Source organism: Thalassospira sp. GO-4 (assembly GCF_023588965.1).
GTDB classification, from domain to species: Bacteria; Pseudomonadota; Alphaproteobacteria; order Rhodospirillales; family Thalassospiraceae; genus Thalassospira; species Thalassospira povalilytica.
This window is the reverse complement of sequence record NZ_CP097807.1, coordinates 1,501,507-1,515,431: the sequence shown is the minus strand read 5'-3', so window position 1 is coordinate 1,515,431 and position 13,925 is coordinate 1,501,507. Positions and strand designations below refer to the sequence as shown.

The 13,925-nt window shown below is 54.8% G+C and carries 11 protein-coding genes; 4 read left to right on the top strand and 7 right to left on the bottom strand.

What is annotated here, in order from left to right; translation table 11 throughout:
- Positions 1–91: 91 nt before the first annotated feature.
- On the top strand, positions 92–1,309 hold the full coding sequence (locus M9H61_RS07190; protein ID WP_250284168.1) for a PLP-dependent aminotransferase family protein: 1,218 nt from the start codon (positions 92–94) through the stop codon (positions 1,307–1,309).
- 94 nt (positions 1,310–1,403) lie between these two features.
- Here M9H61_RS07190 and M9H61_RS07185 read toward each other — a convergent pair whose 3' ends face one another.
- Genes M9H61_RS07185 through M9H61_RS07175 form a run of 3 tightly spaced genes read right to left on the bottom strand, consistent with a single transcriptional unit; the run spans position 1,404 to position 3,906 of the window.
- Entirely contained in the window at positions 1,404–1,526 is a 123-nt protein-coding gene (locus tag M9H61_RS07185; protein WP_250284166.1) for a DUF2474 domain-containing protein, read from the bottom strand.
- The gene (gene cydB / locus M9H61_RS07180; RefSeq protein WP_250284165.1) at positions 1,526–2,524 is read right to left on the bottom strand and encodes a cytochrome d ubiquinol oxidase subunit II; all 999 of its coding nucleotides are present in this window, start codon (positions 2,522–2,524) and stop codon (positions 1,526–1,528) included. The genes M9H61_RS07185 and cydB overlap by 1 nt, the downstream gene beginning before the upstream one ends.
- Entirely contained in the window at positions 2,521–3,906 is a 1,386-nt protein-coding gene (locus tag M9H61_RS07175; protein ID WP_250284164.1) for a cytochrome ubiquinol oxidase subunit I, read from the bottom strand. The genes cydB and M9H61_RS07175 overlap by 4 nt, the downstream gene beginning before the upstream one ends.
- Before the next feature lie 650 nt (positions 3,907–4,556).
- On the opposite strand from M9H61_RS07175, the gene M9H61_RS07170 reads away from it, so the two are divergent.
- Positions 4,557–5,492 (top strand): hypothetical protein, encoded by a 936-nt coding sequence (locus M9H61_RS07170; protein WP_250284163.1) that lies wholly within the window; start codon positions 4,557–4,559, stop codon positions 5,490–5,492.
- A gap of 31 nt (positions 5,493–5,523) precedes the next feature.
- On the opposite strand, the gene M9H61_RS07165 is transcribed toward M9H61_RS07170, so the two are convergent.
- Positions 5,524–6,417: a LysR substrate-binding domain-containing protein gene (locus tag M9H61_RS07165; RefSeq protein ID WP_371922215.1), complete on the bottom strand. Its 894-nt coding sequence runs from the start codon at positions 6,415–6,417 to the stop codon at positions 5,524–5,526.
- A gap of 230 nt (positions 6,418–6,647) precedes the next feature.
- Here M9H61_RS07165 and M9H61_RS07160 point away from each other — a divergent pair, with 230 nt between their 5' ends.
- Positions 6,648–7,658, top strand: coding sequence for a YeiH family protein (locus tag M9H61_RS07160; protein ID WP_250284162.1), 1,011 nt, complete (start codon positions 6,648–6,650; stop codon positions 7,656–7,658).
- A gap of 181 nt (positions 7,659–7,839) precedes the next feature.
- On the opposite strand, the gene M9H61_RS07155 is transcribed toward M9H61_RS07160, so the two are convergent.
- Positions 7,840–8,247 carry a DUF779 domain-containing protein gene (locus M9H61_RS07155; protein WP_250284161.1) on the bottom strand — a complete coding sequence of 136 codons (408 nt, stop codon included), beginning with the start codon at positions 8,245–8,247 and terminating at the stop codon, positions 7,840–7,842.
- Between the two features lie 74 nt (positions 8,248–8,321).
- Entirely contained in the window at positions 8,322–9,842 is a 1,521-nt protein-coding gene (gene adh / locus M9H61_RS07150) for an aldehyde dehydrogenase (protein ID WP_101247754.1), read from the bottom strand.
- 365 nt (positions 9,843–10,207) lie between these two features.
- Between adh and M9H61_RS07145 the strand changes: the two genes are divergently transcribed.
- Positions 10,208–12,109 carry a sigma-54-dependent Fis family transcriptional regulator gene (locus M9H61_RS07145; protein WP_250284160.1) on the top strand — a complete coding sequence of 634 codons (1,902 nt, stop codon included), beginning with the start codon at positions 10,208–10,210 and terminating at the stop codon, positions 12,107–12,109.
- 52 nt (positions 12,110–12,161) lie between these two features.
- Here M9H61_RS07145 and M9H61_RS07140 read toward each other — a convergent pair whose 3' ends face one another.
- Complete coding sequence (locus tag M9H61_RS07140) at positions 12,162–13,865, bottom strand: methyl-accepting chemotaxis protein (protein ID WP_068518683.1); 1,704 nt, start codon at positions 13,863–13,865, stop codon at positions 12,162–12,164.
- Between the last annotated feature and the right edge of the window lie 60 nt (positions 13,866–13,925).

Below are 13,925 nucleotides of genomic sequence, written 5' to 3'. Positions count from 1 at the left end.
TTCAAAATACTTGTCATTTGAAAAATAAACTTGATTTAGGTCAGTGTTGCTTGCCAAATAACGTCAAGAAGACTGACCTAATGAGGATGCCATGACGATCCAATGGAACGAGATGATTGTGCCCGATGCCCGTGCTTTGCGGGCGTCGGAAATTCGTGATTTGCTGAAGGTTGCCGAACGCCCGGAAATTACCTCGTTCGCCGGTGGGGTGCCGGACCCGGATCTTTTCCCGTTATCTGATTTTCATGACATGTTTGATGGCCTGACCCGTGATGAAACGGCCGGGCGTCGCAGTCTGCAATATTCGATCAGCGAAGGTTTGCCGGGATTGCGGCAATGGATTGCCGATGATCTGGCCAAGTCGGGGGCAACCCGTGATATCGACAATATCCTGATTACCTGCGGGGCGCAGCAGGCACTTGATATGATTGCGCGCCTGTTGCTGGAGCCCGGCCGCGAGATCGTACTGGAAAAGCCAAGCTACCTTGGCGCCATGCAGGCCTTTTCGATGCGTCGGCCAAGCTATGTCGGCATCAATATGGACGAAGACGGCCCGATCATTGCCGAACTTGATGCGGCCTTTGCCAATGGTGCACGCATTGCCTATCTGGCGCCCGATTTTCAGAACCCGACCGGTCGGTCCTATAGCCTGGATCGCCGGATGGCGGTTCTGGAAACCGCGCGCAAATATGGCGCGGTGATTATCGAGGATGCCGCCTATTGCAAGCTGTCCTATGAAGGCGAAACTCTGCCATCGCTTCTGGCACTTGATGAAGCGGGCAGTAATCCGGATGCCGGTTGCGTCATTCAGCTGGGCACATTTTCCAAAACGCTGGCCCCGGCCTTGCGCATCGGTTGGGTAACCGCACCGCGCCCGGTGATCCGCCAACTGGTTCTGATGAAGCAGGCGGGCGATCTGCATGTTTCAACCATCAATCAGGAAATTGCGCTGCGTGCTGCACGCAAGCTGTTCCCGGCCCATATTGAAACCCTGCGTGATGCATACCGCGCCAAGCGCGATGCGATGCTGGGCGCGATGGACGAATTCATGCCAGATGATGTCAGCTATTCCCGGCCCAAGGGTGGCATGTTTGTATGGTTAACATTGCCCGACAATATTGATGCCCGCGCCCTTCTGGTCGAGGCAATGGAAGATGCCAGGGTCGCCTTTGTCCCCGGTCAGGCCTTTTTCTGTGACCAGTCGGGGCGCAATACCGCCCGGTTCAGCTTTGCCACCGAGAAACCCGAACGCATTCGCGCCGGCATCGAACGGCTTGCCGATCTGATCCGGCGCAAGGATAACCAGTAAAAAAGAACCCGGCAGCAGGGTGGGGGATTTTGCTGCCGGGCGACTGCCTGTCCGGGGGATTATGACAGGCAATTTCATATGTAATCGGGGATGTTTATGCCTGACCCAGCATGGCCTTAAGCACAAAGGCCGCAAGCCCGACCCCGACAATCCCGCCGATATAAAGCCCGATAAACCAAAGCAGACGTCTGGTTCTTTCCGAAGTGATGTGCGGCATTAATGATACCCCTCGTCACTGACCTTGCCGCGGAACACCCAATAGGCATAAGCGGTATAGGCAAAGATCACCGGCAACAGGATCACGGCCCCGACCAGCATGAAGGCAAGGCTGTTTTGCGGTGCCGCCGCATCGCGGAACGTGATCATTGGTGGGACGATATTGGGATAAAGCGTGATGCCAAAACCCAGGTAGCACAGGAAAAAGATGCCAAGCGTAATGCCAAAGACCGTCTTTTCCCGATGCGAAACCGCCCGCCACAACCAGAATAAAAGCCCGGCCGTGATCAACGGGATCGGGGCCAGAAAGGCCAGATTGGGCATTGCAAACCAGCGTTCGGCATAGGCCGGATTGACGTAAGTGGTCATCAGCGACACCACAGCAAGGTTCGCCGCCATCCAGATCACGGCCGGTTTGGCAAGGCGGCGCAGATTGCCCTGAAAATCGCCTTCCATCTTCATGATCAGCCAGCCGGTACCAAGCAGGGCATAACCGACAACAACCGCCGTGGCGCAAAAGATCGAAAACGGACTGAGCCAGTCAAACGCCCCGCCAACAAAGCGGCCATTTTCAACGGCAATGCCTTCGATAAAACCACCGAGCATCGCACCCTGCATGGCGCTTGCAATGATTGACCCGGCGGAAAAGGCGATATCCCAATGTTTCTGATGGTTCTTGCTTTTGAACCGGAATTCAAACGCCACCCCCCGGAACACAAGGGCAAGCAGCATGACAAAAACCGGAATGTAAAAGGCGGTCATCAGTAATGAATAGGCCTTGGGGAAGGCTGCATAAAGCCCGCCGCCCCCCAGCACCAGCCAGGTTTCATTGCCATCCCAGATCGGGGCGACCGTATTCATCATGCGGCCGCGTTTGACCGGGTCCTTGATCAGGGGAAACAGAATGCCGATTCCAAGATCAAAACCGTCGAGCGTGACATAGGCGAAAACCGCAACCGCGATCAAAAGAACCCAGATCAGTTGATAATCCATGATCATTCTCCTGCCTGCGGATTGTTATGTGCGGCCAATTGACGGCCCCCGGCACGAAGGAATTCACCGGTGGGCACATGCGCGTTACGAGGATCGTGGTTCATGGCGCGCAGGATATAGGCCGTCCCAACCCCGAACACGATGGAATAGACGACAACAAAGGCGATCAGCGATCCGGCAATTGCCGTGGCAGTGACAGGTGATCCGGCCTCGGATGTGCGCATCAATCCATAAACCACCCATGGCTGCCGCCCGACTTCGGTGGTGAACCAGCCTGCCAGAATGGCGACAAAGCCGCTTGGCCCCATGATCAGTGCAAAGCGATGCAAATGCGTGCAGTCATAAAGCTTGTGCCGGAACCGGGCAATCAGGCTTGCGATACCAAGCAACGCCATCAAAACCCCGATGCCGACCATGATCCGGAATGTCCAGAAAACGATCGGGGCATTGGGGCGGTCTTCTGGTGCAAAATCCTTAAGCCCCGTGATCTTGCCATCCCAGTCATGGGTCAGGATCATCGAGCCCAGCTTGGGGATTTCTATCGCATAACGGGTTTCCTCGGCCTTCATGTCGGGCAGGCCAAACAGGATCAGCGGTGCGCCTTCGCGGGTTTCAAAATGGCCTTCCATCGCGGCAACCTTGGCCGGTTGATGTTCAAGCGTATTAAGCCCGTGCATGTCACCTGCGACGATCTGGATCGGGGCGACAATGGCTGCCATCCACATGGCCATGGAAAACATGATGCGTGCCGCCCGGTTTTCCCGGTCGCGCAACAAATGCAGCGCCCCGACGGCACCCACGACAAAGGCAGTGGTCAGATAGGCGGCCAGAACCATATGAACCAGACGATAGGGGAAGCTTGGATTGAAAATCGCATCGATCCAGCTTGTGACAACCGCACGACCATTTTCAATTACATAGCCATCAGGTGTTTGCATCCAGCTATTGGCTGACAAAATCCAGAAGGCCGAAAACAGGGTGCCAACCGCAACCATGGTGGTGGCAAGGAAATGAAGCTTTGGCCCGACCCGGTTTAAACCAAACAGCATGATGCCAAGGAAGCCTGCCTCAAGGAAGAAGGCGCTTAGAACTTCATACGCCATCAGCGGGCCGATCACGCCGCCGGTAAATTCCGAAAACGGTCCCCAGTTCGTACCAAACTGATAAGACATCACAATCCCGGACACGACGCCCATGCCAAAGGCCAGCGCAAAGATTTTCAGCCAGAATTTGTAAAGTGCCAGATAGGTGTCATCACGGGTGCGCAACCACATCGCTTCAAGCACGAACAAAAAGCTCGCAAGCCCGATGGTGAATGACGGGAAAATGATGTGAAATGAAACGGTAAAAGCAAACTGTATGCGTGCCAATATTTCTGCATCAAGCATTGGCGTTGGTCCTTCTATCAGGCAAAGCCTTCCTGTCCGACCCCGTATTTCACTGCAATGCGAAACCGTTCATTGATTGACCTGATGGGCTTAAACCACCAATCAGGAGCCGGTCTGTATAAGGAAATCGATAGAAGTTTGCGAAAAATGCTGCATTGCGCATTCGCAATTTACATTTGGAAAATTTCCAAAATGACGGTTGAAGAACCGATTGGCGACTTAACCCCTATTCGAAGGAGGGATTGAGTATCAAAGGGAGAGGTGTGATTTTCGTCATAGGTTAGAGCGGTTGGAAATTCTAAAACTTGATACCAATCGAATTTGAAAGCCGAAAGATAAATGGTTGTGGACGGACTTTGAAAGAGGAAGCAACCAGGAAGTTTGAAGATAGCTTGTGGACATAGAGTTTTGCCGATCTAAGGAGATTGGTTTTCCAACTCTTGATAGTCGGTTTTGGTAACTCACTTTTGCAACTGGCTCAGCATCTGAAACTTCTGACTATCCTCGGAAATTGGCGGCACTTTTTCTAAGAAGGGGCTGTTTGGGTAGGTTGGATTATCATGGGCTATGTGATCCAACGGAACGTGTAGGCCAATCGCCGAAAATGTTTAGCGTATCTGGTTATAGCTTTCAGGAAATAAGGCCAACTTGTGACTGACATTGAGCCTCAAAAACAGCCAAAGAATTTCAACAATCCAAAGTTTGAGAATTGGATACTTCATGATGCGTGGAATGGGTTTTTCTACAACCTTCCAATCATCTTGCTCGCCATCTTTGCTATGGTCGGGCTTGAATTCGTGCTTTCGAGTTTCGGGCCTGCTCAAGTTGTCTCAGTCAGCAAAGATGGCTTCACGCTGAGGGTTGAACAGCCCATGGGGCTGGTTGTTTTCCCTGTGGCTATTGCCTTCACAGTTCCTTTTGCTGCTTTGATGTACTCCGTGCATTCATTTAATCTCAATGGCGCTCCTTGCTGGTTTGCTTTTTCAAGACAGAGCCGGGGGATGTTCTTCTCGTTTCTGAATCGCATGCTGATTATGGTGCTTGCCTTAACAGCAGAGATTGTATTCTGGCAGCATCTGCTGTGGGTGAATGTTTCGCAAGGCCTTATCCAAGGAAGTCAAGAGCTACCCGTTTACATCGTTGCAATAGCAGTCGTGTCGATATTTGCGACGCTCGTTCTTGGTGTTCTGTTTGTGACTTGGCCCGTTTCGGTAATACAGGGCGGAAAAAGTTCGGCGCGACGCGCGTTCGCAAGAGGCAAGAAGACTTTTTGGTACATTGTCGGGAAAAGTTTGTTGGTTTTGCCCGCATTGTTGATCATTCAGTTGGTAGCTTTCTCTGTCGCCACACCAATTATCAAGGGAATGATCTTGCAATTTGGAGACGGGGAATTTGCAGGAACCCCGGAGGAGAGGATCACTTTCTTTGTAGGTTTGCGGGTCTTGGCAGCGTTCGTAACAGCCTTCTGGTGTTGCGTTGAAGGAAGCATCATTTCACGCGGTCTGTTGATTGGGGACGCGCGATTGAATGGTTCACCGGGTAGGCTCGATACGGAAAAGGTATCGGTCATGGGTGATGTCCAGTAATCGGGCAAACTCTGATGTCCGATCTTCCTGGCTATGAGGTAACCGCTAGGCACAGCTTTTCCAGCGCCAGTGAACTTTGCGTCTGTTTGCGTTCCTTGTGACGCAGGACCATGAATTTGCGTGGCGGGATCGGGAAGCTTGCGCGCGCCAGGCGTCCCTGCGCGATCAGGGAACTGACCGCGAATTGGGATACGGCGGTGGCAGCCGTGCCGGTTTCAACCGCGGTAATTACGGCCTCGTTACTGGGCAGGACCAGCGCGGTTTTAAGGCGCGCCGGATCAACATCGAGATCACGCAGCGCGCTTTCAAATTCCGATCTGGTGCCTGATCCGGCTTCGCGCAGGATCCAGTTGGTCTGGGTGATCAGGGCCTGTGCGGTCAGCGGCCTGCCATCGGCCCAGGGGTGTTTGGGGCCAACCACGATCACCAGCGCATCTTCGGCAACTTCGCGCTTGGCAAGGGCGGGTTCATCAATGTCGCCTTCGATAAAGCCGATATCGGCGGCCCCGCCGCGTACCGCATCCGATACAGTTTTGGTGTTGCCGATTGTCAGGTGAATTTCAATGCCGGGATACTGGTTATGAAATTTCATCAGGAACGGCGGCAGCCAGTAACTGGCAATCGTTTGGCTGGCATAAACGTTCAAATCGCCGCGTTGCATGCCACCAAGCTCGGCCAGTGTCAGTTCGGCGGCACGCGCACGGGCCAGTGTTGATTTGGCTTCATCCAAAAACAGTCGTCCGGTCTGGGTCAGTTCAATCCGCCGACCAACCCGGTTAAACAGCGCCACGCCGTAAAAGCCTTCCAGGTTCTTGATTGCCGAGCTGACCGCAGACGGGGTCAGGCCAATGGCCTCGGCCGCGCGGGTCAGATGTTCGCGTTCGGCGACGGCAACGAAGATCTGCAATTGTTCAAGCGTCATCATGGCGTTGGTATCTTCCGCTATGTTCTGCGTCTTTCCCGCCCATGCCGGGGGACTTTAAACGCGCGGGCAGAGCCCGGCGCCGCGCACTGGGCTGTTCGGGATGGCGGGGCGCGTGAGGGGGACCTTGTCTTAACCATTCGATTTAATCGAATGAAATATGAATTTTTATTCGATGGAAGTAAATGGTTTGGCGTGAGATTTTCCGACTGTGATCAAAACACAGGAAAATCATGTTTTTTAACACCCGCATCAAACCGATCCTGCCCGGACTTGCCGTGACCCTTATGGTCGCGCTTGCCGCCAAGCTTGTCGAGCATGCCGAACGTGTTTTGCTCGGGCGGGGCTGGGTGGAAAGTCTGGTCTTTGCCATTCTGATCGGGGTGGTGGTGCGATCGGTGTTCGGTCTGGCGCCGCGTTATTTCGCCGGGGTGCGGTTTTGTGGCAAGACGGTGCTTGAAATTGCCATCGTGTTGCTGGGCGGGTCGATCAGTGCGCAGGCCATCGGATCGGCCGGGGGCGGGCTGGTGGCGGCAATCATTGCCGTTGTCTGTATCAGCCTGTTTGTCAGCTACCATATCGGGCGTGCACTTGGACTGACCAGGCATCTTGCGATGCTGGTGGCGTGTGGCAATTCGATTTGCGGTAATTCGGCGATTGCCGCGACCGCACCGGTGATTGACGCACGGTCGGACGATGTGGCGGCATCGATTTCCTTTACCGCGATACTCGGCGTTCTGTTTGTTTTTATTCTGCCGATGCTGCATGCCGGGCTTGGTCTGTCGGCCACTCAATATGGGATTTTTTCGGGCCTGACGGTTTATGCAGTGCCACAGGTTCTGGCCGCAACTGCGCCGGCCGGTGCCTTGGCGGTGCAGGTCGGTACATTGGTCAAGCTGATCCGGGTTTTGATGCTGGGTCCGGTGATTTTCAGTTTGGCACTGATTGGCGGGCGGGCACGTGAAACCCGTCTTCCGATTGCGCAGGTCGTGCCATGGTTCATTATCGGCTTTATCGTCATGATGACGGCCCGTTCATTCGGACTATTGCCGGAATTTGCGCTTGGTGGCATGAAAACCGTGTCTTCGTTCCTGACCATTCTTGCCATGGCGGCATTGGGATTAAGTGTTGATATCCGCAATGTCATGCATGTTGGCGGGCGGGTTGTGATGGCGGCCCTGATGTCGCTTGCAGTCCTTTGCATGCTAAGCGGATTTGTGATCGTGCTGCTTGGCACGGCATAGAATTTACCCAGCCATCATCCGGGCAAAAAAATACCCGCTGCCCGAATGGGTAAAGGCAGCGGGCAAGGAAGAAGAAGCCACGGAAAGGGTAGGAAAACCGTCAGCATCTTCCGGCGTTTCGGGGAGTGGGCATCATGGGGGATGACACCGGATGCGAAACGCCACGGGTAACACACAGAAATCAGGTTTCAGAGATCAGCGGGTTTTGCTCCTCGGCCTTTTTAAGGGCCTTCCATTCGTCGTCGCTGAATATTCTGGATCGGGTCAGGAAGCGTTTGCCTTCGGGCCCTTCAAGCGAAAACATCCCGCCACGCCCGTCCACCACATCAATGATCAGCTGGGTATGTTGCCAATATTCGAACTGGGCACGTCCGATATAGAACGGGCTGTCTTCGATTTTGCCCAGAAGCACATCCTGATCGCCGGTTTTGAATTCCCCGTCCGGGAAGCACATCGGCGCACTGCCGTCACAACAACCGCCCGACTGATGAAACATCACCGGGCCATGGATGGATTTAAGCTTCCTGATCAGTTCAATCGCCGCATCGGTTGCGGTGACCCGGTCGGGGACGGTTTCTGATCCGGTCATGGGGACCTCCTTGGTCGCGAAAAATGACCGGACGCACAGGGGAGGCCATGCGCCCGGCCGCGATCATTGCGCGATCAGAAGAAGCCCATCGGTTTCGGATCATACGAAACCAGCAGGTTCTTGGTCTGCTGATAATGGTTCAGCATCATCTTGTGGTTTTCACGTCCGATGCCCGACTGCTTGTACCCGCCAAAGGCCGCATGGGCCGGATACAGGTGATAGCAGTTGGTCCAGACGCGACCGGCCTTGATTTCCCGACCAAAGCGGTAGGAACGGTTTGCATCGCGCGTCCAGACACCGGCACCCAGGCCGTAAAGTGTGTCATTGGCGATGTGAAGGGCTTCGGCTTCGTCCTTGAACGTGGTGGCAGAGACCACCGGGCCAAAGATTTCCTCCTGGAAAATCCGCATGCGGTTGTGACCCTTGAAGATGGTCGGCTGGATATAGAAACCACCGGCAAGATCGCCGCCAAGATCGGCCTTGTCGCCACCACACAGAACCTGTGCGCCTTCCTGCTTACCGATGTCGAGATAGGACATGATCTTTTCCATCTGCTCGGTCGAGGCCTGTGCACCGATCATGGTATCGGTATCAAGCGGGTTGCCCTGTTTGATACTGGCAACGCGCGACAGAACGTTATCCATGAACTTGTCGTAGATGCTTTCCTGAATGATGGCGCGCGACGGACAGGTGCAAACTTCCCCCTGGTTCAGGGCAAACATCGCCATGCCTTCGGCGGCTTTCTGACGGAAATCGTCATCGGCGGCCATGACGTCTTCAAAGAAGATGTTTGGCGATTTGCCACCCAGCTCCAGGGTCACCGGAATGATGTTTTCCGATGCATATTGCATGATCAGGCGGCCCGTGGTGGTTTCACCGGTAAAGGCGACCTTGGCAACGCGGTTGCTTTGCGCAAGCGGCTTGCCTGCTTCAACACCAAAGCCCTGAACGACGTTGACCACGCCCGCCGGGATCAGATCGGAAATCAGTTCCAAAAGAACACAGATTGATGCCGGGGTCTGTTCTGCGGGTTTCAGGACAACGCAGTTACCAGCCGCCAGTGCCGGGGCCAGTTTCCAGACCGCCATCAGGATCGGGAAGTTCCATGGAATGATCTGACCAACCACACCAAGGGGTTCGTGGAAGTGATAGGCGACCGTGTTGTCGTCAATCTCGCCCAGCGATCCTTCCTGTGCGCGGATGGCGCCGGCGAAATAGCGGAAATGGTCAATCGCAAGCGGGATGTCTGCGGCCAGCGTTTCACGCACCGCCTTGCCATTGTCCCAGGTTTCGGCAACTGCCAGCATTTCCAGATTGGCTTCCATGCGGTCGGCAATTTTGTTGAGCATGTTGGCGCGTTCGGTCACCGATGTTTTGCCCCAGGCCGGAAAAGCGGCATGGGCGGCATCAAGCGCCTTTTCGATATCGTCGGCGCTGGAACGGGCGACCTCGCAGAATGGTTTGCCATTCACCGGCGACACATTTTCAAAATACTGGCCCTTGGCCGGGGCGACCCATTCGCCGCCAATGAAGTTTTCATAACGGCCCTTGAAGCTGACCGGACTGCCGGCGTCATTTGGATTCTTGTAGATCATTTTGGTTCCTCCGAGATCGACAGGCGATTTTTTCGCCCGCTTTTTGATTGTGACGCCGCCTTATCCGCAAAGGTCGTGCCACTTTGATCCGAACCGCCAGGACTTTGTGGAAAGTGCTTTATTTCAGTCGGTTGTCTGTATCCGGGGGCGGGATGTGCGGCTGCGGGATCGCGGAACAGTCGCGAACAGGTGGCACAAAGTGTTCCAAAAATGGAACACTGCTGATTGCAGGGTATTTTTCCAGCGAAACTGTTTGGCGTAGGGGCCCCGCCATATGGTAGGATTGCCCCTGTGATCGGATGCAGCAAAAGCTGCGCGACCGGAAAATTCCGGATCAAAACACCGACACAAGGGAGATAGCGTCTATGTCAGGAAACATTCCCGGCGGACGGATAGAAGCGGCACTGCAACTCAGCGGTGGTGCGCAAAATCGTGCGGTGCTTGAAAGCTGGCAACGGTGTGAACAACGGTTCGGGCTGGCTCATGACACCTTGCGCCGTCCCGAAGTCATATCCGAAAGCCAGACCCGGCAACTGCGTGATCGCAACGGGCGGCTTTATCATCATGCCCATGATCTGGTGCGCACGCTGTATCGCAAGATCGATGCGTCGGGCTATGCGGTATTTTTAACCGATAATAGCGGCGTGATCCTTGACAGTGTTGCTGCCCATTCCCTGTTGCCGTCCTTTCGCACCAACGGGCTTTTGCCCGGCGCTGTCTGGAGCGAGGAACGCGAAGGCACGAACGGCATCGGCACCTGTATCGTCGAAGGACGCCCGATCACCATCCACAAGGACGAGCATTTCCTGTCCCAGCATTCGGTGCTGACCTGCACGGCTGCCCCGGTTTTTGACCCGGATGGCAAGGTCTGTTCGGTTCTGGATGTGTCGGCAGTACGCGATGATATCAAACGCACCGATTGCCTGCGCGTGCGCGGCATGGTGGCCGATTATGCCGACGCGCTTGAACGTATCCTGTTTTTTGATGAACGGGCAGGTGACGTGATCCTGCATCTTCATCCAGAAGCACGCCATGTCGGATCAACCCGTGATGCGATGATATCGATCGCACCCGATGGCACAATCAGCGGTGCGACATCAACCGCACGCCGTATTCTGGCAGCGGCAAACAATTCCACAGACATTGCGCAGATGTTTGAAATGGATGTGGATGACCTGTTGTCGAAATTTGCCAATCAGGATCAGGGGTCGGCCCCGGCGACCGCGTTGAATATTTCCGGGGGCGGGGTTCTGTTCGGGTCTGTCACCATGCCCGAACGGATGCGCCGTCGCTATGTCGGGCGGTCGACCCCGATTACGACAAGGGCGCCAAAGGCCGCAAAACCGACCGCACAGATTGCCGATCGCGATCCTGCCCTGCGCCGGATTTACGATATCGGTGCGCGCCTTCATGCGCGCGATATCAATATCCTGATGTCGGGCGAAACCGGCAGCGGCAAGGAATATCTGGCCCGCCATATCCATGAAGCAACCCTTGGAAAATCCAGAAATTTTGTCGCGATTAATTGTGCTGCTTTGCCCGAAGGATTGATTGAAAACGAACTGTTTGGGCATGCGGGCGGGGCATTTACCGGGGCGGCGCGCGACGGGTTTGGCGGGCGCATCCGCGAAGCCAATGGCGGGACCTTGTTCCTTGATGAAATCGGGGATATGCCGCTTTCTGCACAGGGGCGGTTGTTGCGGGTTCTTGAAAGCCGCACGGTCGAACCGCTTGGCAGTACCAAGTCGGTAGCAGTCGATTTCCGTCTGATCTGTGCCAGCAATGTCGATTTGAACCAAGCGGTGGCGGACGGGAAATTCCGCGAAGATTTGCTCTATCGGATCAAGGGGGCGCGTCTGGCTGTGCCGCCGTTACGCGAACGCAGCGATCTTGTTGATTTGATCGGGCGGTTGCTGGCCGGGTTATCGAACGACTATGTGCAGTGCTCTGACGCGGTGATTGATCTTCTGACCCGTCATCAATGGCCGGGCAATGTGCGTGAACTGATCAATGTATTGCAATATGCCAGCGTCTTTGCCGACCATGGCGTTATTGAACGTGACCATTTGCCCGATGATTTCCGGGTTGAGGTCGTCAAACCCGTATTGTCGGCCCGCGACAGTATCGAGCAGGCCGAACAGGGGGCCTTGCGCCAGCTTCTGGAAAGTCATCACTGGCATATCAGCAACACGGCCAAGGCACTTGGTATCGGGCGCAACACGCTTTATCGCCGCATGGCGCGACTGGGAATAGAACGGTCAGGATAGGACGCGATGCCCTGATATCCCGACCGTTCATTTTCAGTGTCCCCCAATGATGTCAGGCAATATCACGCAAGAACTGCTTTACCGAATGATCGAGCTTTTGCGCGCGTTCTTCCATGCTTGCGGTGGCGGCTCTGACATCACCGGAAGCCGCATCGGTTTCATCGGCGGCATCCATTGCCTGTTGAATGTTGCTGGCAACATCGCGGGTATTTTGCGCAACGTTTGAAATTTTCGACGAAATTTCAGTCGTTGTGTTGCTTTGCTGATTGATTGAATCGGCAATGCCGGCCGTGTCGTCATTGATCACGCCAATGGTTTCGACAATTTCGCGGATGGCGGCAACCGCATCACGGGTTTCCGATTGGACCGTGGCGATCTGTTCGGAGATTTCATCGGTCGCGCGTGCGGTCTGTGACGCAAGGTTTTTGACCTCGTTGGCGACAACGGCAAAGCCCTTGCCGGCATCACCGGCACGTGCGGCTTCGATGGTGGCGTTCAGTGCAAGCAAATTGGTCTGTCCGGCAATATCAGTGATCAGTTTGACGACTTCGCCAATCTTGTCTGCCGATGTTTCGAGCACAGACATTTTTTCATTGGTGCTGTTGGCTTCGTTTTGAGCCCGCGACATGGTTTCACGCGACTGGGCGATGCGCTGGCTGACCTCATATACCGATGCGGTAAGTTCCTCGGCAGCAGACGCAACAGATTCCGCATTATGGGCGACTTCCGATACAACAGATGCAGCATCACTTGCGCGTGCCTTGCTTGTTTCCGCGGTGCGGCCAAGTGTGGAGGCGGAATTGCGCAGCTTTTCAAGGGCCATTCCAACATCGGCCAGCAGATCGCCGGTCGTGTTTTCAAAGTTCTTGGTCAGCTTTTCCATAAGTTCGGAACGTTGTGCCTGCGCGCGTTGAAGTTCAGCCTCCTTGGCGCGCATTTCGCGACGTTCGATCGCGTTTTTCTGGAATACCTTGACGGCTGTGACGATATCGCCGACTTCGTCGCGCCGGGTGATTTCCGGAATGGCGGTGTCAAGCTTGCCCTCGGCAATTTCAAGCATGCCGGTGGTCAGTCCGCGAAGCGGGGCAATGGCCCGGATGTTCCAGATGATCAAGACGATACTGATCGCAAGCGAGGCCACCAGCATGCCGATCATGACAATCGAAAAGTTGCTGGCGACGGTTCTGGCCGATACGGAAATCAACTGGCTTTTGGCTTCTTCATGTTCGATCAGTGCATCGATGCTGGCGCGCCAGTCGGCAAAGGCCGGTGCGGCTTCTGCGTTGATCAGGTTGATTGTCGATGAAAATTCACCTGCCTTGCGAAGGCCGACGACCTTTTCGATGATGGGGGCTGCGCGTTCTTCAATCGCCTGAATTTCAGCAAAAAGCTGCTGTTCCTCATCCGATGATGTTTGTTCGGCAGAAAGGATTTCGGCCATGCCCTGGGCGGCCTCGGCGTAAATGGCGGCCTGTTCATTGATGATGGCGACTGTGGCGTCAACCTCATCCTGGCTTGCGACCAGTGCCATGTCGCGCACGGCAATGGCGCGGTCCTGCACACTGCCGCCCAGATTGATGGCGTAGCGTTGCTTGACCCCGTTGATGTCGGTGATCTGGGTGAAGGATGTGTTGATCTGATTTACAAGAACGACAGAAATCGTTGTCAGGATACTCATAAGTGCAAGGATCGCGACATAGCTGATGATCTGTCGTTGGCCAAGTGAAAGCGACACCTGTTTCTTCGAAGCGTTCATCCGGACGTTACTCCATGATCTGCTATCTCTGCCGGGTCATCTTGTTTTTCAGGCTTCAAT